The following is a 21503-nucleotide window of genomic DNA, read 5'->3' on the forward strand; positions in this document are numbered from 1 at the left end:
CTGGTAAATCGCCTCGGCCGTCTATACCGCCGGACGATCCAAACGGTACAAGTTCCGATACCGCGGATATCGCTCCATCAGCTCATCGTGAGTGCCCCGCATTACGATTCGGCCGTTCTCCATGAAAAGGATCTCATCCATGCGCTCCACGCCGACCAGATGATGCGTCACCCAAATCAAGGTGCGGTCCTGCAGGCTGGCGAATATGGTGGACAGCAGTTCCCGCTCGGTTTTGGGATCCAGCCCGACCGTGGGCTCATCCAGAATGACAACGGGCGTCTTCTGCAGCAGGATTCGGGCCAAAGCCACGCGCTGGCGCTCTCCTCCGGAGAAACGCTGCCCGGCTTCCTGCATGCGGGTGCCAAGTCCTTCCGGAAGGGAGGCTACCAACGGTTCAAGCCGTGCCATGGCGGCGGCGTCCCGGATTTCAGCCTCCGTGGCGTCCGGGGAGCCAAGCCGAATATTGTTCGCAAGCGTTGTGTCGAACAAGTGCGGACTCTGGTTCAATACCGAAATTACGAAAGAGATCTCATCGCCGAAACGCGCTGACTCCACGCCGCCTAGGGTAAGGCTTCCTCCCGATGGCGCCAGCACGCCCTGGATCAGCTGCAGCAGGGTCGATTTGCCGGCACCGGAGCGCCCGATGATAGCTACCTTGGCGCCGGGAGCAATATCCAGCGACACATCGGTTAATGCAGAAGATCCCCTGTTCTCGCCGGATGGCTCCAGCCCCGATGGGCCGTCTGCCTCCTGATCATAACGGAAGCTGATGCCGTCCGCCTTCACATGAACGCCGCGGCTTATGACGGATTCGACCTCTGCTTTATCCAGCATCTTCGGCAGGTTATGCCGCGCTTCGGAGGCATCCGCGCCTTCAATCGCCCGAAGCCTTGCGACCGATTGGCCGTACTGCGGAATCCGCTCAACGGCTTCGGACACCGGCAGAAATGCATCCATCAACGGGAACACAACCAGCACAAAAGCCGCGATCAGCGTAACGTCGATCGAACCGTCCGCATACTGCCGTCCCGACCAATACACCACCGATACCACCGTCACGGCAACCACGCCTTGACCGATAAAGGCACGCAAGCGCGACCAGCGCTTAAGCGAGCGGTCGGTCCGGTCCACCTCGGCTTCATCCGCCTCATAACCGGTCAAGAATTCCGCCTGCCGGCCGCTGACGTACCATTCATGAATGCCCAGCACCGCGTCGGTCAGCTTCCGGTAGAGGTGGCTGCGGGCCTGTTTCACTTCCCGATTCTTCCGTTTGGTGAGCAGCAGCGAGATCAGCGGCAGCACCAGAACCAGCACCGCTATATACAGCGCGAGCAGAAGGGCGAATGCCGGATCAAACAGACCGACGGCCAGAATGACCCCGGCATATAATACAAGCGCAACAATCGATGGAAAGACGGTTCGGATGTAAACGTCCTGCAAATACTCGATGTCATCGGAGAGCACCCCCAGCAGATCCCCGGTGCGATACCGGGAGGATAAACGGAGGGCTTGCGGTTCCAGAATCCGGTACAGCCGTAGCCTTATGCGGGACAGGATGCGAAGAATCGTATCATGCCCCACCAGGCGCTCCACGTAATGGATCACCGCACGTCCGATGCCGAAGGTGCGAACCCCTACGGTCGGCACGTACACCATCAGAATGTTTTCCGGACGCAGGGCGGATTTGGAGATCAAATAACCGGATGTGAACATCAGCATCCCGGCAAACAAAATGGTGAGCACGCCCAGCGTGACAATGAGCAGAAAGCGCCAGAAATTTGCCGTTACATAGGGTCGAAACCACGATTCCTGCTTCATTGTACTCCCTCCATCTGCGATGTCATCAATCCGTAATAGACGCCTTGTCGTGCCATAAGCTCCTCATGGGTGCCCGTTTCCGCAACGCGCCCCTGGTGCAGAACGATGATATAATCCATATCCTGCATCCAGTGAAGCCTGTGCGTCGCTAGAAATATCCACTTGTCTTGAAAAAGGGACAGCATCGTCTCCTTCAGCTCATATTCCGTCTCAATATCCAGATGCGCCGTCGGCTCATCCAGCAGCAGAACCTGCCGGCCGCCGAGCAGCGCCCTGGCCAAAGCCACGCGCTGTGCCTGGCCGCCGCTTAAAGCGCGTCCGCCGCCGCCGATCATCTGCGCAAGGCCGCCCGGCAAGCTTTTTACCAGCTCCGACAGACCGGCTGCCTTTACCGCCGCTTCCACTTGAGCTCTGGACGCCTCCGGCGCATAAAAGCGCACGTTCTCCTCCAAGGTTGCCCCGAACAAATACGGCTGCTGCGGCATGTAAGTGACCTCCGACCGCCACTCGGGCCGGTTCGACTCCTCCAGCTTCACACCGTTCAGCGCCATTGCTCCGGAGGTTGGCGCCATGAATCCGCCTAACAGCTCGATCAGCGTGGATTTGCCGGCTCCGCTCTCCCCGACGATGCCGATCCTGCGTTGTCCCGGTATTCGGAAGGAAACATCGTCCAATGAAGCCGGCCCTTGTTCTTCGTGTCTGAGGCCGATGCCGGAGAGCTCCAGCACGCTGTCCTTTTCCCATCGGAATGGTGGCTGCGGCTTGCGGCTGAGACCCGAGAAATTATTTTGAATTTTAAATGTTAGGCCCGTTGAGGTTCGTTCCATCGTTTCTGCCGCCGTGGCTTCAAGCGCTCCCGTTGGCTCGAATGGACCCTCGCTGTTAGTCGAACCCTCCGCAGCAACAGGACTTGAGCTACCGCCCGAATGCCCCTTCCGGGCTTCCCGGATGATGGATTGCATCGCTTCCCCTGCCTGCTTGCCGTCCAGCGTGGCGTGAAAGTCCGCTCCAACCATGCGCACCGGCAGGAAATACTCCGGTGCCAGGATCAGGATAAGCAGCGCGGGCAGCAGCTCCAGGCTGCCGTTAATGAGGCGCAGACCCAGGTTTACCGCAACCGACGCCACGGACAGCATCGTAAAGAAATCCAGCGCAAAAGAGGACAGAAACGCCACGCGCAGCGTCCGCATGGTAGCTGCACGATACCCCTCGCTGACCTGCTGTATGCTCGCGCCGTGCTTGCGGCTCTGTCCCAGAAACTTCAGGGTGGTCAGCCCTCTCAGCGAATCCACGAAATGATTGGACAGCATCCGGTAGGAATCCAGCTGCCGCTCGGTCTGCTTTTTCGCGGCAAGTCCCACGAGGATGAGAAACACGATCAGGATCGGCATGGTCACCAGCAGAATAATGCCCGAGATCCGGTCCGTCATGAATACGTACAGCCACACCAGGGCAGGGGTAATGCCCGCCCCCATCATGCGAGGTATGGTCAGCTCCGCATATTTGCGGAACTTGCCGATGCCCTCCAGCACAAGCGTAACCACATTGCCTGTTCCTTCCGACCGGACAAAGGACGGCCCGTTCCGAAACAGCTCCTCCAGCAGCTGCTTTCTCAGGCTCGTGCCCGTCTCCTCGGCAAAGCGCTGCGCGATTCCTTGCTGCACGACCGAGATCCCGTGGCGTGCCAGAAATGCAAGCAGGAACAAGGCAATGGTCTCCCCCTGCTCCTGCAGCGTTGATCCCGCAAACAGGGCGGATACGGCTTCCGCCAGCCATTTGGCTTGCAGAAGGATGGCCATGCTCTGTGCCAGGGCACATACGGCGACAAGGAGGAATACCGTCTTGGCGCCTTTGTATCCCAGCAGATCTTTTCCCATCAGTACTCCAGATGCTCCTTCTCATGTACCCGTTTGTGGAAAACGAAGTAACTCCAAATTTGATAGCCTAAAACAAACGGCAGCAGCGATACGGCCACAATCGTCATAATCTTGAGGGAATACGGTCCGGAGGCCGCATTATAAATGGTCAGGTCAAATGCAGCGTTGATGGAGCTGACCATCACGCGCGGGAACAAGCCCACGAACACGGACGTGACCAAGAGTGCGATGACCGCGCCGGTCATCCCGAAAGCCCAGCCGTCCCGCTTGACGTTCATGAAATATCCGCCCAGCAGGAATGCAAGCAGAGCCAGCACAAGCAGGACGGTTAACGCCACCCCGCGCTTCTCGAAGATATCGGTCATGAAATACGTCATCACCCCGAACGCCACGAACAGGGCCGCAACAGGAATCAGGAGTCTCCGGGCCATGCGGCGCGCCCGTTCCTGGAGATCCCCCAGCGTGCGCAGCGTCGTGAACATCAAGCCATGCAGCAGGCAGAGCATCACCATCGTCAACCCGCCGACTATGGTATAAAGATTCACGACATCGAAGAATCCGGCGTGCAGCTGCATCTCTTCGTTAATCGGGAGCCCCTGGATCAGGCAGGCAAAAACAACGCCGAGCAGGAATGGCGGAAGCACGCTTCCGGTGAAGATCGCTCCGTCCCATACCCGTTTCCAGCGGACATCGCCCACCTTGCCGCGGAATTCAAATGCCACGCCGCGCCCGATCAAGGCCAGCAGAAGAAAGACAAGCGGAATGTAGAACCCGCTGAACAGCGTGGCATACCAGTTCGGGAAGGCCGCGAACATCGCGCCGCCCGCCGTCAGCAGCCAGACCTCGTTGGCGTCCCAGAACGGGCCGATCGAGTTGATCAGCACCCGGCGCTGGGTATCGTTTTTGGCCAGCAGCTGCGTGGACATCCCGACTCCGAAATCGAAGCCCTCCAGGAAGAAGAACCCGATAAACAATACGGCGACGAGCACAAACCACAGTTCGTTAAGAGACAGCATTGTAGTCCTCCTTATTAAACGGATCGCTTGCGTGGTGATCGTCTTCCTCCGCCGCATACGGTCCTTTCTTAATGACTTTGATGAACAGATAGGCCATCACGGCTGCCAGCACTGCATAAATGGCGGTAAACATGATAAGCGAGAACAGGATCGAGCCTGCGCTTACGTTCGGCGAAACGCTGTTCTCCGTGGTGATCAGCCCGAATACCGTCCAAGGCTGGCGTCCGATCTCCGTCATGATCCATCCCGATGTGTTGGCGATGAACGGCAGGGAAATGCCGAACAGCATCAGTCTGAGGAACCATTTGCCGGCCTTCTCGACTTTTTTGCGCAGCATCAGCCACGCTCCGTACAATCCCAGCAGAATCATGACGCTGCCGGCAGCCACCATAATCCGGAAGCTCCAGAAGGTGGTGCGGACCGGGGGAATATAGTCTCCAGGACCGTATTCCTGCTCATATTGGGCTTGCAGCTCCTTCATTCCGATGACTTCGCCGGAAAATTTGCTGTAGGACAAAAAGCTGAGCAAATACGGGATTTTGAACTCCATCGTGTTCTCCTGCTTATCCGGATCGATGGCGGCGATGACCGTCCAAGGCGCGGGATCGTCGCTCGTTTCCCACAAGCTCTCGGCGGCGGCCATCTTCATCGGCTGCGTATCCACCAGATACTGCGCTTGCTGGTGGCCGAATACCGCAACCAGAATGGAGGTGATGAGACCCACCACGATGGCGATGTGGAATGATTTTTTGAAGAAATCCAAATCCTGCTTCTTCAGCAGCTTATACGCGCTTACCCCCGCTACCAGGAAAGCCCCGGTTGCCAGCGCCCCGAAAATCGTGTGCGGGAATTCCACCAGCAGCTGACCGTTCGTGATCAGCGCGAAGAAATCGTTCATCTCAGCCCGTCCATTGTTGATCTCAAAACCGACCGGACGCTGCATGAACGAGTTCGCTGCCAGGATCCAGAAGGCGGACATCAGGGTGCCGAAGGATACCAGCCAGATGCTGAGCAGATGGACCTTCTTGGATAACCGGTCCCACCCGAATATCCACAGCCCGATAAACGTCGACTCAAGGAAAAACGCCAGCAGGGCTTCGATCGCAAGCGGTGCGCCGAACACGTCCCCGACAAAGCGCGAGTAATCCGACCAGTTCATCCCGAACTGGAATTCCTGCAGAATCCCTGTCACAACCCCGACCGCAAAGTTGATCAGGAACAGCTTTCCCCAGAACTTGGCCATTTTCTTGTAGACTTCCTGGCCCTTGACAACATACATCGTCTCCATGATGGCGATCAGAAACGCCAATCCGATGGATAACGGTACGAAAATAAAGTGAAAAATGGTTGTCGATGCGAATTGAATTCGCGCCAGCATAACCGGATCCATAAAAGATACCCCTTCCTTTAGCTCACGTGATCACTTCAAATTTGATTCTTTTTGTATTGTCGCAGACCCCGCCCTTAAGGATTGTGATAAACGTCACAATATAAAGGCCGAAATAGGTGAAAAAGTTATCAATTTGTGACGGAAATCACTAAGTAGGCAATGGATTATGTGAGGATTATCCGTGAGAGCGTGGCTTGCGGCATCCACTCACAGGCCAAGCCCGGTATTTACGCACTAAAAAAGCAGGTTAGCCATGTAGGCCAACCTGCTTTAACGTATGCCGCCACCTTATTGAACCGCGCCGATCTCCGTCTGGATGAGCTTGAATTCCGTCACGTCCGCGATCCCGCGATTGGTGATACGGATCTCCGGAATCACCGGCAGCGCAATGAGCGAGAACGTCATGAACGGCGCATGGATGGAGCAGCCGAGCTGTTTCCAGGCTTCCTCCAGGGCAGCGACCTCCTCGGCCACGACCTCAACCGGTCGGTCCGCCAGCAAGCCCGCAATCGGCATCGCCACCTTCGCCAGCACCTGGCCGTTCTGTACCACGATCATGCCGCCTCCGCATGCTGCCAGCTCGTTCGCCGCAAGCGCCATATCCTCGGCATTCGTGCCCATCACGAGCAGGTTGTGGCTATCGTGCGCCACCGTGGAAGCAACCGCGCCGGATTGAAGTCCGAAGCCGCTCGCAAAGCCGAGCGAGATCTGCCCGGTAGCGCCGTGGCGCTCGATGCATGCCAGCTGAACCACGTCTTGGCCCAGGTCCGGCTGGATGACGCCCTGCTCCACGGCGAGCACCGCGGTCATTTTGGCGGTACGGGCACTGTTCTCGATGACGCGCACCACGTTCACTTCCGTACGCGCCGCATCGAACTTGCTGCGCAGCAGAAAGTCGTCGGCGGTAAGCGAACGCTGCAGCCGAACCGACTGAAAGGCTTTTTCCGGATACGAATACGCCGGGAACGCCTTCACGAGGCGGCCGTTCTCCGCGACCACTTCGCCGTCCGTGATCACCACCGAAGGCACCATGCTCTTCAGATCGTCAATGAGCAAAATATCAGCCGTTTTGCCCGGTGAAATGCTGCCGAGCTCCATGTCCATGCCGAAATATCGAGCCACGTTGATCGTGCCCATCTGGATCGCCGTAACCGGGTCCACGCCCTCCTCCATGGCGCGGCGGACCACATGGTTCATATGGCCGAGCCGCAGCAGCGTCTGCGGATACACATCATCCGTGACCAAGGAGATATTGTCGGTACGTACCTTGTCCTCCGTTACTACCTTAATCACTTCCTTCACATCCTGCCAAGCCGAACCTTCGCGGATCATCAGATGCATACCAAGGCGAACCTTTTCCAAAGCCTGCTCTCTCGTTACCGTCTCATGATCGGAGCTGACGCCGGTTGCCAAATAGGCTTGAAGCATCCGGTCGTCCTCGGCCGGAAAATGCCCCGTCACCGTCTTGCCGGCACGCAGCGTGGCTTCGATCTCTCCGCTCATGGTCGGATCGCCGTATACGACGCCCGGGAAGTTCATCACTTCGCCAAGCCCGGCGACGCCGGGCCAGGTCAGCCCTTCCTCGATATCGGCTACGCCCAGCTGCGCCCCCGCATCTTCCAGATCGAACGTCGCCGGTACGCAGGAAGGAATGGTGGTGAACACCTTCATCGGCAGCTGCTGCCCTTCCTCGTGCATCCAGCGCACGCCTTCCATGCCGAACACGTTGGCGATCTCATGGGGGTCCATATAAACCCCGGTCGTTCCCGTAACGATGGCCGCTTTGGCAAACTCCGTTACGGTCAGCATCGTGCTTTCCACATGCATATGACCGTCCAGCAGACCCGGCGAGATGAAGCGCCCATTCGCTTCGATCACCTGCGTCCCCTCTCCGATCGTATGATCGGCGCTGCCGATATAGGCGATGCGCCCATGCGCCATGGCCACGTCTACCCGCTCCTGAAGTTCACCTGTAAACACATTCACCAGCGTGCCGTTTTTGATGACCAGATCGGCTGGCTTTTGTCCCATGGCAACCTTCCCCAGCTGCCGGCTGACCTCGTATCGTTTCTGTCTCTGGATTGAACTCATGATGATTGCACGCTCCCCTTTTTTTAGATATCAGAAAAGTATAAACTCTGAAGCTTGTGACTTCCTGATATCGCAATAAAAACTTCTTCTAACTGCGGTCGTCGATAGACTTTTTTTCTTATAATGAATCGGTAAAAGCACAAAATCGATCTTGCGTAACACGCAAAACAACCCGGACAGCGTATCTGCCCGGGTTGCCTGCAACTATATCCATTGAGGAAGAGAAGTCCGCGCGGCAGCCATGCATTGTTAATAGTCTGCACATCACCCCATCCGTTAAAACGTGCTTAGATCCCATTTCAGGCGATCTTGCAGCCCGGTTTCGATGTTTAAGCGAAGCCGGGCTTGGGGAGCGGATTCTCAACCTTCATGTAGTCAAGTCATTTACGGTAACCTGGTAGAAACGCCTGGGCCCTATTCCCCGGCATATACATCAAGATTTGATTTTGAACACATGACCCATTCAATTTCTTTGGTCGTTTCATTTGTTGTATGAATTATAATCCTCCTGCCCGAGAAGTCAAGCCATTGGAAGGAACTGCACATCGCCCCTATTACCCGATCACGCCAATTTCCGTCCCATTCTCTGCACACGCTCGAGCCATTGGTTTCTTGCGGTATCGGGCATTTTGCGAAGCTGGGTAATGTTCGTGGCACGGACGGTGCCCACGCCGCAGAACTTCAGAATGGAATGCTTCATCATCTGATGTCCCGGCTGTCCGAGATAGAATCGGTAGTAGACGTACGGCGAATCCATCGTGACGATCAGACGAGCCGTCTTCCCTTTGAGCAGCTGCTCCGGCAAAGGCGAGTTCCTGCGGTACTTAAAGGCGAATCCCGGCAGAAAAACCCTATCGATGAACCCTTTGAGCAGCGCCGGCATGCCGCCCCACCAATTCGGATACACAAACACCAGATGGTCCGCCCAGGCAATCAGCTCCTGCGCTTCTTGCAGATCGGGTTCGAGCGGTTGCTTGCCCTTATAACCGCCGGACAGGTTCAGGTCAAACTCCATCTCCGCAAGCACCAGCTTCCTCACCTCCGCACCGGATTCGCCCGCCCCCCTTGCATAGGCCTCCGCCAGGTGACGGCCATAGCTGTTTTCAATGGGATTGCCTTGGATGATTAAAACCTTTTTCATATGCGTCCTCCCCCTAATAATTTGGTTAATAATCACTAACCTCATGGCAAAAAGAAAAGGTCACGCCTGACCTTTTTCCAAACCGGTTAATGCCAATAAATGCGCCGTTACTTCAGGTGCCAGCGGAGACAGCGGTTCTTCCAGCTCCCCCTGCATCGCGGATATCGCAAGCTGACTGAATGCACCGATGATCAGAATAGCGGTTAACCGCGTATTCTGCGGCGGAATATCCCGCTGCAGCACCGCTTGCTCGAGCAGATCCTCCAAAGCATCAAGCGGTTGGCGCCCCCTGCTCTTGACCACCTCCGTAAACAGCTCGTGATGCTGGGACAATAGCAGCAAGCCGTATTTATCCTCGTCATACGATTCCAGTACGCGGGTTACGAGAGCCGATAGCCTCTCCGGGAACGGTCCGGGCCGGGTAGCATATTCATCCACCAAGCGCGTATAACTGCCGCAATATTCGTCGAACGCCTCCGCGGCAACGGCATCCTTATTCGTAAAATGCTTATAAATCGCCGCATCCGTCACGCCTGCCGCCGCGCCGATTTCCTTCACCGATACGCCGTCCACGCCCTTCTCGGCAAAGAGCTTCATGGCTGCCTGCAAAATTTCCTTCTTCTTGCTGTCGAAATGAGGTTTCTTTTTCATGCTCATATCATAAGTGAACACTAACCAAATTGCAATAAGGGCACAAAAAAAGGCCCCCCAAGACTTAAGGCGCCTCTCTTCGTACTCGTACGTACTCTTTACGTTTCGTATATATCGCTAAAATCGCATGCCAGTCTTGGGCTCGGCCCTCCTGTCCAAGCTAAACCCCCGCTTCGATGGGAGCGGCCTTTACCTTGTTGCTGTACAGCAGCATGAGCGGAATGCTGATGACAAATGCGCCGGCCACAAGCAGGAACGGAATTCTTGGATCGATGCCGTACGCCCAGCCGCCAATGATGCCGGAAGGTGAAATGACGATGAGGATGAGCACCTGGAGCAGCGCGAATATTTTGGCGCGGTTCTCGTCGTCGATGGCATTGGCCACCGCCGTCTCCAGATACGGATACGTCATCATCGTGCCGAATGCGGCAATGACGGTGCTCAGGCTCAGTACCAGCAGATCTCCTTGCGGTGCAAACACCAGCATGACATTGGACAATACCGAGATGACAAAGCCCCATACCATCGTCCGGTGCACGTGCCGCTCCCCGATCCGGGGCATGATCCACCGCATGAATATCAGCATAATGACGGAGGAGAAGGCTGGAAAAACGGAGATCAGGCCGCTGCCCAAATGCAAATATTCCACCATGAAGATGGAGACGTAGGTTGTCTTCACCGTCATCTGAAAATTAAACAGGATATATACGCCGAAGATCATTAGCAGCAGCGGATTTCCCAGCATGCTCTTCATCACCTGGACATAGTCTGACATCCCTTCCCGCAGGCCCATCGCCTTCGTTTCCTTCATTTTGCGGTACCCGATCTCCGTCTCCCTTGTCGCATAATGGCGTCCGATGAACTGGATCGTCATCAGGATGCAGGCAAGGACGAACATGATGCGCACCCCGGGCACAAGCGAGAAATGATACACCAGCAGCCCGCCGAGCGGTGCAAACAATCCGCCGATGACGCTTATCAGCTGCAGCAGCGTAAAGACATAGGTACGCTCCTTCGGCGCCGTATCCTCCACCAGCAAGCAGTAAAAGGCGGTATGCGGCACCTTCTGAAAGCCGTTGATGACGGCGGCGATCACAAAAAACCAGAAGTTCTGGGAGACTGCCCAGAGCAGCGTGGCCACGCTCCAGCTCAGCACGTCGAAGTAAAGGAGCGCTTTTTTGCGGCCCAAACGGTCCGTTAAATACCCGCTGAGAAACGAGGACAGCACCTGCACAAGCAGACCGATCGAGGTAATCCAGCCGATTCCCGTCTCCGTAACTCCGAGTTGGTACATGTAGATCGAGGTGTACGTCGTGAACATGCTGTAAGGGATTAGAAACAGCGGCTCGTAAACGAGGCAGCCCCGCGCATTGCCGGTCAATTGCCGAAACGAAGTTGAACCCATAATATCCTCCGGACATGAAGTATAATCGTTGCCTAGCCATTATAGCGCACCCGGGGCGGGAGCAGGATAGGAAAGTTGCAGGATTTTTGAAGCGATTTCGAATATGCGGATCCAAGCAGCAGGACTACTCCTTCCCGCGCATACTTGCCCCCTCGCCTTCTTGCGCAGCGGCCTCAGGCAAAAATACGGTAATGGTGGTTCCCCTCCCCAATTCCGACCAGACGCTTACCCGCCCCCGATGCGCTTCGACTATCGCCTTCGCGATGCTCATCCCGAGTCCGGAGCCGTCCATGCTCTCTTCGGTATTCGTTCCCCGGTAGTAACGCTCGAACAGATTGCAGCGGGTCTCTTCGTCCATCCCCACGCCTTGATCCGCAACCACGATCGCCGCGCCGCCGGGGCGACTCTCCACCCGAACCTCGACGTTAACCCCATCCGGATTATGCTTCACGGCATTCGTGATCAGGTTATCCATCAACCGCTGCAGCCACTTGGCATTGCCGTCGACGGGCAGCACCTCTTCGCCGCCGATATAGTTGAAATTCGCATCCAGCGTGGCATCATTGACGTATTTCAGGACGCAGCGGCGCACCAGCTCATTCAGGTCAAGCCGGGTCCGCTCCTTAGGGCGGATTTCGCTTCTCAGACGGAAGACGAGCGAGAAATCGTTGATCAGCTCCAGCATGTAGTCGCCTTTTTCCCGAATTACGGTCCCCATCTCCCGCAATTCCTCCTGGCTCCAATCCTGCGGTGCATTCTCAAGCATATAGCCGTACCCTTGAATGGAAGACAACGGCGTACGCAAATCATGCGATATCCCGGACATCCATTCTTCCCGATTTCGATCCAGCCGCTCCCGTTCCCGTTCGGTTTCGGCCAGCTGCTCCGCCATCCTATAAAAGGAATGGATCACTTCCTTGTACAGCCTGTAACGCGTGCGGAGCTTCCCGTTCTTGCGGAAGACCCGCTTCCGGTCCTTCGGCGTCAGCACTTCCTCGTACGCTCCCCTGCCCATCCGCTCGAACCATCCGGTAAACAGCAGCAGCGGACGGCTGTACCGGTATCCATGCCATATCGCCACTCCAAGCGACAGCACAAGCACGCAGATCATCGTCCAGAGCGCCACGCGGATCAGCTCGTTCATCATTGGCCGTTTCTCCAGCACCCCGTCCTGCGGCGTATGATACACCCAGGTGTTGCCGCTGACCGCATCGCGGTAGACCGCGATATGCGTGGAATACGTGCCAGGCTGCTCCTGCATGGTGATGATCTCCAGCGGATGGTAGCTTTCCTTGTTGTCGGAACCCGTCCCAATCGCTTGGACAACGCGGCCCTCCCGGTCAATGACATGCAAATATCCACCCAGACCGGCTAAATCGCGGCGAAGCGGAGCCTCATCCTCCGGCCTCACTCTGCCGCCGTCCTGATAACGGACGACCCATTCCCGAAGATGATCCGAGCTCTCATCGATGCGTCCGATCAGAAACAATAGCGGCTCCTCATAGGTCAGATCCATCTGCCAATCCATCGTGTACTCGCCGAGGCGGCGCTTCTCCTTGATCTCAAGCAAGGTGCTCACCGAGTACGCCAACGGAACATCCGAAGCCGTGTTGGTGGAGTGAATCACGTTTCCCTCCATATCCACCACCTGAAGCCACATATCCTTCTCCTGGAGCAGAAGCTTCCAATATTCCTCCAGCTGCACCTCGCCATTCTCCGTCACCGTCTCGGTCACGATGCTGTTCAAGACGCCTGTCGGAAAGTTGCGCTTGATCTCATCGTCGCTGATATGTTTGATCAGGAAGAATAAGAGCACGATCAGAAAGCAAAACATAAACGCCGAGAATGCAATTAATTGGTATGTAAAATGGAAGGCGAGCCTTCTGCGCAGCCTCATCGCGCTTTCTCCTTGACCAGCTTGTACCCAAGTCCCCGGACCGTCAGCAGATACTGCGGGTTGCTCGGGTCCTCCTCGATGCGCTCGCGGATGCGGCGGATATGCACCATAACGGTGTTGTCCTCGCCCATCCCGTCGATGCCCCACACCGCTTCGTACAGCTGCGACTTGGAGAATACGACCCCGGGATGCTTGCAAAAATACAGCAGCAGCTGAAAGACCTGCGCCGGACAAGGCACGGGCTCTCCCAGCACCGTCAGCTCGCCTGCGGATTCGTCGACCTTGAACCGGCCGAAATCCCATGCGCGCTGAATCGCCTGCTGCTCTGCCGCAGCCGCCGGTCCAAATCCGCCCCGGCGCAGACGCGCCTTGATCCTCGCAGCGATCTCCAGCGGATTAAAGGGCTTGGTGACATAATCGTCCCCGCCCATCGCAAAACCGGTCAGCACATCCAGATCCGACGCCTTGGCCGTCAGGAACAGGATGTGCGGACTGCCATAGGAACGGATCTGCGGACAGAGGTCAAATCCCGTGCCGTCCGGCAGCATGACATCCAGCAGCACGATATCCGCACCGTGCGCAGCGATTTCGCTGAGCGCTTCCTTGCAGCTGGAAGCCGTGTATATTCGGTTAAAGCCTTCCTTGCGCAGCACCATCTGCAGCATTTTCACAATGGAAGGTTCGTCGTCTACGATTAGAATTCGTGTTTGATCCATTTTATCCTCACCCGACATTTATGCTAGCACAGCAACCTTAACAGGAGTTAAACAAATGCTGGAAGTGTTAAGAAAAAGTTAGGATGCCGTTTCCGAGATATTTCGTTTGGAGCTTTATACTTGGTGTCAGAGGTGATTGACATGAATTCAAATAAACGTTCGACCGCCGTGGATGCAATCCGCGGCTTGAGCTTGCTCGGCATCCTGATGGCCAATATGCTTATTTTCCAGTACGGCATGTTCGGCAAAGACGAGCTGCATTTCTTCCAGCCCTCCACGCTGGACCTGATCAGCCATGACATGCTCAAGGTGTTCGTAGAGGGCAGCTTCATGCCTATCTTTACGTTCCTGTTCGGCTACAGCATGATCAAGATGCGGGAAAGCCTGATCGGCAAGGGGCTTAAATACGGGCGCAGCTTCTTCCGCAGGTCGGTTCTTCTGATCGTACTCGGCCTGCTGCATTCCATATTCATCTGGGAAGGCGATATTCTGCTGTTCTATGGGGGGATCGGCCTCTTCCTGGTGCTGTTTGTGAAACGGAAGGCCAAAACGATTTTGATCTGGGGCATTCTCTTGCTCGCGCTGATGGCCGTCTTGGGGTACGGCTCCATGGAGCCTGCGGCAGGCGAAGCGGAGCGCATGGAGAACTATGTGAAGCAGTCCATCGAAGTCTACGGCAGCGGCACGTATAGCGAGATCCTAAATTTCCGGTCAACCGAGGAAATGCCCATCGACCTCCCGGACTGGCTGATGCTGCTGGTGATCCTGATTGCCCCCCTGATGAGCGCGCCGATGTTCCTGTTCGGCATGGTCGCCGCGAAACGCGGGCGCTTCCTCCATCCGTCCATGGAGATCAGGCTGTATTTAAGATGGTCGCTGCTCATTCCGGTCGGGCTTGGACTGAAAACCGCAGGCGTTATGCTCGAATCCACGAACAACTGGAGCGGCGTCCTAATGATGCTCGGCGGCCCCCTGCTCGCACTGGGGTATCTCCACCTGTTCGCGTCCCTGTACGCCTTCTCGTCCAAACAATCGGTGGTGATTCGGGCGTTCGAAGCGGTGGGGCGAATGTCGTTAACGAACTATCTGACGCAAAGCGTTGTATGCGTATTGATATTTTACGGTTTCGGATTGGGCATGTTCGGCAAACTCGGCGTGCTGCAGGGAGCGCTGCTGGCGATCCTCATCTATGCCGTACTGGCAACGGCCAGCCTGCTCTGGTTGAAACGGTTCCGCAGCGGACCGGTTGAACGGCTGCTCCGTATAGGCACCTACTGGTCGTGGAGCGGAAGGGCAAAACCTAAAGCGGGAGCACCGGCTTCCGCCGTACCTGCGGCAGAGCTCTCGGCTGAAGGTCCCCCCGCGACCTGAGTTTTCCTTCTCTTCGGGCATGAAGCCAGGGATATCCCGGTCCCTGAGATGAAATCGGTTCTTTCGTTCATGTATAATGGACGTACAAGAAAGAGCAAGACATGTCGGGAATTATTCCGCTCATAAACCGAAGGAGGATTACGTATATGCTGGTTGTTACAAACTCGATCAAGGTCAAACCGGGCTTCGGGCAAGAAATCACGCAGCGGTTCGCTGAAGCGAAGGGCGTTCAGGAAATTGAAGGGTTCGTGCGGATGGAAGTATGGCATGAAGCCAAGGAAGGCGCAGAGGCCGAGGAGCTGAAGGTCTCGACGGTATGGGAAGACGAGGAGGCGTTCAAGCGCTGGACTTCCAGCGAATCGTTCCGGCAATCCCACGGTCAGGGCCGCAACGAGAATATTTTGGGTGCATCCTTGAACAAATACGAGCTGCTGATCAGTCATAAGAAGTAAGCGAGACATTGAATCCGGCAGCCGGATTCAGGCTGTCTTTAGACTCCTGCGAACAAGATGCAGCCCGGGCATTGGCCCGGCTGGATCTTTTTTTGCGTATAATTGACCGTTTGGCATCCATTACGCATGCTGACGGATTCACGGCAAAGCTCCCCACAGGGAAGTTACTCGTTAAACGTTAATCCCGGCAGCAATTCGGGGTTATGGGAGCGTCCCAGCTCCACCATGTACGCGTTCAGTTCGGGGAGCTCCGGGCCTGCCAATATATACGACTCCCCATCCACCTCAAACTCGCTCGCCACGCGAATCTGCTGCTCGCCCTGCACGACATCCATAAAGAACAAGAACCCCGGTTCCTCGTTACCCGCCATCCGTTTGGCTTGAAGGGTATCCACCCGCTTCATGATCGGCTCAATGTCCTGTTCCTGGTCGAGTACCATCCGCGTGCCATCCCCATACACGACTTGAATGGCCTGTACCCTCGCTGTATCCAGCTTCATCAATTTCTTGACCGAATACAGTCGTTGGTCCGCAGATTCGGTTTCCTCGTAAATTCCGCTGCAGCCGGCGATACCCAGAACAACGAGCATTCCCACCACCATGATCAATACGAGTTTACTGGACATCCCTCATCCCCCCAATACGAAAATCTCACAACCCCTGGTTCCAAAGTCTTCAAAATCTTCAAAATAGGATAACAACGAAATGGTTATATTAAGCACGATCAGGCAAGCAACATTCTAAACGAAAGGAGTCTATATCCTATGGAAAGCACGCATGATTTCGTGGAAAAAATGAACGAGAACGCGGAGAAAGCCCGTCGCAACAAAGAGAATCACGGCAAAGGAACGCCAAGCGACAAGCTGCCAACCAAGCAGCACGGCACCAAGAAATAGAATGACGTTTACCGCGATCCTCCTAGGATCGCGGCTTTAGACGCCGGGGCGCTCCCGCGGTATTGTTACCCGTGTCGCACCCCCTACTACACATGGATTACAGGCCTTCGGACGCCTGCTTCAGCAAGGAAGCCAGTGCAGCATAGTCGACCTGCTGCCCGGCCGATATTTTGATGGTCTTTCGCTCAGGCGGCCCCTCGAACAGCGTCTCGGGCCAGTCCAGCCCTTCCGCATTGAAAATCGTAAAGCTCACGGCGCTCTTCGCGACGCTGATCACCGCCGCGTATTTTCCGTTTTTCAGAAAATGCGGCTTTTTATATTGAAGCCGTTCCGTAGCGTCCGGGATCGTGCTGTGCACGAGCTCCCGAAGCTGCTCGCTGACTTCGACCTTCCAGGTATCGCTGATGGCTGCCATGTAATCCGTTACTTCTTGATTCATCTTATTAGCTCCCTCTGTATCGTAGTATGGTGTTTTCTCAAATGTTACATGGAATTCAATTCCGGATTGCCCGGTTCCGGCAGCTCGAGGCTCAAGCCTGATGAACCATCTGCCAAGTCATGCCGTACCGATCTACCACTTCGCCGTAATAGGCTCCCCAAGGCTGCAGGGCAAAAGGATACTTCTCGGTCCCCCCGTCGCTGAGACGGCGATAAGCAGCGCGGGCGTCTTCCTCGTGATCGAACGTGATGGCCAGCCCCATGCTCGTGCTCTTGCCGGTTTCTTGAAAAGCGTCGGAGAGAATCAGCTGATTGCCGCCGGCCAGCGTTAACGACATGTGCATGACTTTATCCTGATGGGCTTCCGGTATTCCAGGCATGTCTTTGAATGTAGTCAATACACCGATCTCTCCGCCAATCGCCTGCATGTAGAATTCGGCCTGGCCTCTTGCATCCTCGGAAATAATAAAAGGTACCATTTGTGCTTGCATGTTCATCTTCCTCTCGGTTCGATTTTTTTGTTTTATATCTAAATGACGAACGGGATTTGGCGTAATCGACACGACTTTCATATTTTTTTCGGATTTCTTTAAAAAATGCTGCCAAAAGCGTATCTCAAGGGGCCGCTCGCAGGCATTCTGCCGCACGGTCAAGGAGCAGCGCCCGCTCCCTCTGATTATCCGTCAGCGATGCGGCCAGCTTGAACTCCGCGCAGGCTTCGTCCATGCGACCCAGCTTAAAGAGCATGTCACCCCTCACGCTAGGGAGAAGATGATACCCCTTCAAGGCAGGCTCGCCTCGCAAAACGTCCACGATCTCAAGCCCGATCTCCGGGCCGAAAGCCATGGAAAGGGCCACGGCCCGGTTCAATTCCACGATCGGCGAGGGAGACACCTGCGCCAATGCCTCATACAGCGCGGAGATCCGAATCCAGTCGGTCTCTGCGGCACTGGGCGCTCCGGCATGGCATGCGGAGATGGCTGCCTGAATAGCGTAAGGCCCGGTCATTCCGCCCAACCGCTCGATTCGCTCCAGAGCGGCAAAACCGCGCCGGATCAATAAATAATCCCATAATGCCCGATTCTGGTCCATGAGCAGCACAGGCTCGCCCTGCGCATTGACCCGTGACTTGAACCGGGAGGACTGAAATTCCATCAACGCGACCAATCCGTGCACCTCGGCCTCCGTCGGCGCGATCTCCGCCAGCACCCGTCCGATCCGAAGCGCTTCCTGGCACAGCAGCGGACGAATCCACTGGCTGCCCGATGAGGCGGCGTATCCCTCATTAAACATGAGGTAGATAACCTCGAGGACTGATGCTAATCGCGGCTTCAGTTCGGTTCCCTGGGGAATCTCGAATGCAACCCGGGTCGCGGACAACGTCCGTTTGGCACGAACGATTCGCTGCGCGATCGTCGGTTCCGGCACAAGATAAGCGCGGGCGATCTCCGCTGTCGTCAACCCGCCGAGCAGGCGCAGCGTCAGGGCTACTCGCGCCTCGGGGGACAGAACCGGATGGCAGGTCATGAAGATCAGCCGCAGAAGATCGTCGTTCACTTCTCCCGCCTCCGGCACCTCCATTTCCGAATCCATCCGGGAATCCATTTCGCGTCCCAACAGCTCATACTTCCGATCGCGCACCTTATTCCGGCGCAGCAGGTCCAGCGCTTTGCGCTTTGCCGCGGTCATAAGCCATCCGCCGGGGTTATCCGGTATTCCGTCATTCGGCCACCGTTCCAGCGCTGCAATGAGCGCATCCTGAGCCAGATCCTCAGCGAGGCTGATGTCACGGACCATCCGGGTCAGGTAGGCAATGATTTTGGAAGATTCGATTCTCCAGATGGCCTCGATCGTACGATGGGTATCGGCCGCCGACATTACGGATTCTGCCTTTGGATGTGTTCGCGCATTTCATATTGTTTGGCCTGCGCTTCCGGGTCCTGCGTTAGCTCTGTCGGTTCGAATACCTGACGGAGCTCGATCTGCCCCGCACCGAAGCCGTGCGGATCAGGCATGCGTTTGGCCCACTCGATCGCTTCTTCCCTCGTTTTCACTTCGATCAAGGTATACCCCGCGATCAGCTCCTTCGCTTCCGTAAAGGGACCATCGGTGATTTTCGGCTTGCCTCCCGGCTCCGGATAAGAAATCCGGATGGCGCCCGAGCTTGGGTGAAGCCCATCCGCAGCAAGCAGCACGCCCGCCCTGGCCAGCTCCATGTTGTACCTCATCATGGCATCCAATTGCTCTGCGCTTGGCAGCACGCCTGCCTCGGAATCCTCGGTTGCTTTCACGATCATCATAAATCTCATGTTTTCCCCTCCTGGTATCGTTGCTTTCGCTTAAATTTTTCGTCCTATGCTTAACCAACGAATAGAGTTTCCCCTAATCGACAAACGCTCCACATTTTTCAATAAAAAAATAATAAGTAACAACCATTTCGTTATTGGACCGTGTATTCCTGTTGAAAACATTCGGCTCCACGAAAAAAAGACCGATCAAGGCAAACGCTTGATTGGTCGATGGAGGGGCGATGATCCTAATCCAATCCCCTTCCTATGGCAGTCAGTCCATCCCATGGACTTCGCTAGGCTCCCTTGCCGAGCAAATCACGGCCTTCTACAAGCAGCCTTGCGATACGCCGCAGAAGGCACTATAATTTTCCGACTAACGAAACAAGGACATCCCCGCTTCGGTACCGAAATGATTAGCTACCATTTCTCATGAATGCGGTGATCTCTTATGGACGCTAAGATCCCGAACCGGATCCATATTATCGGCTCCGTCGGCAGCGGCAAAACAACGCTTGCCCGGAAGCTGTCCGCCCAGCTTAACCTCCCCTATTACGAGCTCGACAATGTCGTATGGGAGCGGGCTGAGCCGGACGATATTAGAAGGTGTGAGGCAGATCGGGACGCGCTATTGCTAAGCATCGTGAACACGAATGGCTGGATCATCGAGGGCGCTCATCTGAAATGGGTCAGCCCCAGCTTCCGCCATGCGGATCTTATCGTTTTTCTGAACCCGTCTTACTCCACAATAACCTACCGGATCATCACAAGGTTCATCAAGCAGCGACTGCGACTTGAACAGGCGCACTATACCCCTACTTGGGACATGTTCAAAAAAATGTTCGAATGGAGCGCCGCCTATCAGCGGGAGGGCAGATATCAGATTCAGGACACGCTTGCGGATTATCCCGGCAAAGTGGTCGTCGTGAAGAGCCATGAACAACTCATGCAGGAGCTTAAGCAGGGGATCCCCTCCTTAGAACACCAAGAAAGGACCTCCGGTTAACCGGAGGTCCTTCCCTCTTAGAAAATATCCATGCTGAGATACCGCTCTCCCGTATCCGGGGCAATGCAGACAACCCGCTTCCCTTCCCCCAGCCGCTTCGCTACGCGAAGGGCCGCGAATACCGATGCGCCGGAGGATGGCCCTACCAGTATTCCTTCCTTACGGGCCAAATGCCGGATGGTCTGCAGTGCATCCTCGTCGGCGATCTGGATAATCTCGTCATATACGCCCGTATTCAGAATCTTCGGTACGAAGCCCGGGCTTGTGCCCACGAGCTTGTGCGGTCCCGGCTGTCCGCCGGAGAGCACGGGCGAGCCCTGCGGCTCGACCACCGCGATATGCAGGTTCGGCAGAGACTTCCTCAGCTCTTCCCCGGTTCCGGTTACGGTGCCGCCCGTTCCTGCCGTCGCCACGAAGGCATCCAGCCGCCCTTCCATCTGATCCATTATTTCCGGCGCTGTCGTCACCCTGTGAATGTCCGGGTTGGCCGCATTCTCGAACTGCTGCGGAATGAAGCTGCCCGGAATCTGCTCCCTAAGCTCGAGCGCCTTGGCAATCGAGCCCGGCATGCGTTCGCTGCTCGGTGTCAGCACGACCTCCGCACCGTAGGCCTTCAGGATATTAATCCGTTCCTTGGACATGTTGTCCGGCATAATCAAGATGGCCCGATAGCCCTTGGCGGCTGCAATCATCGCCAAGCCGATGCCGGTATTCCCGCTCGTCGGCTCGATAATGGTGCCCCCCGGTTGGAGCAGGCCCTGCTCCTCCGCGGTATGAATCAGATTGTAGGCCGCACGGTCCTTCACGCTGCCGGAAGGATTGAATCTCTCAAGCTTTACATAGACGTCTGCTGATCCTTCCGGCACCAACCGCCGAAGTTTCACCATTGGCGTCTGACCGATCATATCAACCACACTATTATAGATCTCCATAATGTTGATCTTCTCCTTTTATATATGAAGTGAAGTCATTCTCGCTAAACCATATGACTCACAAAGACAATAAGCTTACTCGGATTATAACAAAAACGTCGATCCACGTACATTCGCA

21 protein-coding genes and 1 riboswitch are annotated in these 21503 nt (G+C 55.9%); of the genes, 5 read left to right on the forward strand and 16 right to left on the reverse strand.

Annotated elements, in window-relative coordinates; translation table 11 throughout:
• Positions 1 to 21: 21 nt before the first annotated feature.
• From cydC to M1D70_RS29820, 10 genes are all read right to left on the reverse strand, one after another.
• Positions 22 to 1818, reverse strand: a complete 1797-nt coding sequence (gene cydC, locus M1D70_RS29775; RefSeq protein WP_456288648.1) for a thiol reductant ABC exporter subunit CydC — start codon at positions 1816 to 1818, stop codon at positions 22 to 24.
• A complete protein-coding gene (cydD, locus tag M1D70_RS29780; protein ID WP_456288649.1) occupies positions 1815 to 3695 on the reverse strand; it encodes a thiol reductant ABC exporter subunit CydD in 1881 nt (626 codons plus the stop codon). The genes cydC and cydD overlap by 4 nt, the downstream gene beginning before the upstream one ends.
• A complete protein-coding gene (gene cydB / locus M1D70_RS29785; RefSeq protein ID WP_456288650.1) occupies positions 3695 to 4711 on the reverse strand; it encodes a cytochrome d ubiquinol oxidase subunit II in 1017 nt (338 codons plus the stop codon). Before cydB ends, cydD begins: the two co-directional genes overlap by 1 nt.
• Positions 4698 to 6101 carry a cytochrome ubiquinol oxidase subunit I gene (locus M1D70_RS29790; RefSeq protein ID WP_009590394.1) on the reverse strand — a complete coding sequence of 468 codons (1404 nt, stop codon included), beginning with the start codon at positions 6099 to 6101 and terminating at the stop codon, positions 4698 to 4700. Before M1D70_RS29790 ends, cydB begins: the two co-directional genes overlap by 14 nt.
• Before the next feature lie 288 nt (positions 6102 to 6389).
• On the reverse strand, positions 6390 to 8192 hold the full coding sequence (gene ade / locus M1D70_RS29795; RefSeq protein ID WP_456288651.1) for an adenine deaminase: 1803 nt from the start codon (positions 8190 to 8192) through the stop codon (positions 6390 to 6392).
• Between the two features lie 352 nt (positions 8193 to 8544).
• A riboswitch (purine riboswitch) is annotated at positions 8545 to 8646 on the reverse strand.
• A gap of 108 nt (positions 8647 to 8754) precedes the next feature.
• Complete coding sequence (locus tag M1D70_RS29800; RefSeq protein WP_456288652.1) at positions 8755 to 9333, reverse strand: NAD(P)H-dependent oxidoreductase; 579 nt, start codon at positions 9331 to 9333, stop codon at positions 8755 to 8757.
• A 60-nt stretch (positions 9334 to 9393) separates the two neighbouring features.
• Positions 9394 to 9984, reverse strand: a complete 591-nt coding sequence (locus M1D70_RS29805; RefSeq protein WP_456288653.1) for a TetR/AcrR family transcriptional regulator — start codon at positions 9982 to 9984, stop codon at positions 9394 to 9396.
• A 160-nt stretch (positions 9985 to 10144) separates the two neighbouring features.
• The gene (locus tag M1D70_RS29810; RefSeq protein ID WP_456288654.1) at positions 10145 to 11389 is read right to left on the reverse strand and encodes an MFS transporter; all 1245 of its coding nucleotides are present in this window, start codon (positions 11387 to 11389) and stop codon (positions 10145 to 10147) included.
• 124 nt (positions 11390 to 11513) lie between these two features.
• Entirely contained in the window at positions 11514 to 13286 is a 1773-nt protein-coding gene (locus M1D70_RS29815) for a sensor histidine kinase (protein WP_456288655.1), read from the reverse strand.
• A complete protein-coding gene (locus M1D70_RS29820; protein ID WP_009590370.1) occupies positions 13283 to 14002 on the reverse strand; it encodes a response regulator transcription factor in 720 nt (239 codons plus the stop codon). The genes M1D70_RS29815 and M1D70_RS29820 overlap by 4 nt, the downstream gene beginning before the upstream one ends.
• A 141-nt stretch (positions 14003 to 14143) precedes the next feature.
• Between M1D70_RS29820 and M1D70_RS29825 the strand changes: the two genes are divergently transcribed.
• Together M1D70_RS29825 and M1D70_RS29830 are read left to right on the forward strand one after the other, a co-directional pair.
• A complete protein-coding gene (locus M1D70_RS29825; protein WP_456288656.1) occupies positions 14144 to 15373 on the forward strand; it encodes a DUF418 domain-containing protein in 1230 nt (409 codons plus the stop codon).
• 146 nt (positions 15374 to 15519) lie between these two features.
• Entirely contained in the window at positions 15520 to 15825 is a 306-nt protein-coding gene (locus M1D70_RS29830) for an antibiotic biosynthesis monooxygenase (protein ID WP_456288657.1), read from the forward strand.
• Between the two features lie 164 nt (positions 15826 to 15989).
• On the opposite strand, the gene M1D70_RS29835 is transcribed toward M1D70_RS29830, so the two are convergent.
• The gene (locus M1D70_RS29835; RefSeq protein ID WP_456288658.1) at positions 15990 to 16451 is read right to left on the reverse strand and encodes a hypothetical protein; all 462 of its coding nucleotides are present in this window, start codon (positions 16449 to 16451) and stop codon (positions 15990 to 15992) included.
• A 138-nt stretch (positions 16452 to 16589) separates the two neighbouring features.
• On the opposite strand from M1D70_RS29835, the gene M1D70_RS29840 reads away from it, so the two are divergent.
• Positions 16590 to 16721 carry a DUF4023 domain-containing protein gene (locus M1D70_RS29840; protein ID WP_009590359.1) on the forward strand — a complete coding sequence of 44 codons (132 nt, stop codon included), beginning with the start codon at positions 16590 to 16592 and terminating at the stop codon, positions 16719 to 16721.
• Positions 16722 to 16818: 97 nt separating this feature from the next.
• On the opposite strand, the gene M1D70_RS29845 is transcribed toward M1D70_RS29840, so the two are convergent.
• The 4 genes from M1D70_RS29845 to M1D70_RS29860 all read right to left on the reverse strand — a co-directional run bounded on the left by M1D70_RS29845 (position 16819) and on the right by M1D70_RS29860 (position 19468).
• Positions 16819 to 17160, reverse strand: coding sequence for a DUF1801 domain-containing protein (locus tag M1D70_RS29845; protein WP_009590351.1), 342 nt, complete (start codon positions 17158 to 17160; stop codon positions 16819 to 16821).
• Positions 17161 to 17251: 91 nt separating this feature from the next.
• Positions 17252 to 17650, reverse strand: coding sequence for a VOC family protein (locus tag M1D70_RS29850; RefSeq protein WP_036671373.1), 399 nt, complete (start codon positions 17648 to 17650; stop codon positions 17252 to 17254).
• Positions 17651 to 17774: 124 nt separating this feature from the next.
• Positions 17775 to 19037, reverse strand: coding sequence for an RNA polymerase sigma factor (locus tag M1D70_RS29855; protein WP_456288659.1), 1263 nt, complete (start codon positions 19035 to 19037; stop codon positions 17775 to 17777).
• Positions 19037 to 19468 carry a YciI family protein gene (locus M1D70_RS29860; RefSeq protein WP_009590355.1) on the reverse strand — a complete coding sequence of 144 codons (432 nt, stop codon included), beginning with the start codon at positions 19466 to 19468 and terminating at the stop codon, positions 19037 to 19039. The genes M1D70_RS29855 and M1D70_RS29860 overlap by 1 nt, the downstream gene beginning before the upstream one ends.
• Before the next feature lie 221 nt (positions 19469 to 19689).
• Here M1D70_RS29860 and M1D70_RS29865 point away from each other — a divergent pair, with 221 nt between their 5' ends.
• Both M1D70_RS29865 and M1D70_RS29870 read left to right on the forward strand, forming a co-directional pair.
• Entirely contained in the window at positions 19690 to 19815 is a 126-nt protein-coding gene (locus tag M1D70_RS29865) for a hypothetical protein (protein WP_456288660.1), read from the forward strand.
• Between the two features lie 83 nt (positions 19816 to 19898).
• Positions 19899 to 20453 carry a shikimate kinase gene (locus M1D70_RS29870; protein WP_009590397.1) on the forward strand — a complete coding sequence of 185 codons (555 nt, stop codon included), beginning with the start codon at positions 19899 to 19901 and terminating at the stop codon, positions 20451 to 20453.
• A gap of 17 nt (positions 20454 to 20470) precedes the next feature.
• On the opposite strand, the gene cysK is transcribed toward M1D70_RS29870, so the two are convergent.
• Positions 20471 to 21385, reverse strand: coding sequence for a cysteine synthase A (gene cysK, locus M1D70_RS29875; RefSeq protein ID WP_009590402.1), 915 nt, complete (start codon positions 21383 to 21385; stop codon positions 20471 to 20473).
• Positions 21386 to 21503: the final 118 nt, after the last annotated feature.

This window comes from Paenibacillus sp. AK002 (genome assembly GCF_053903045.1).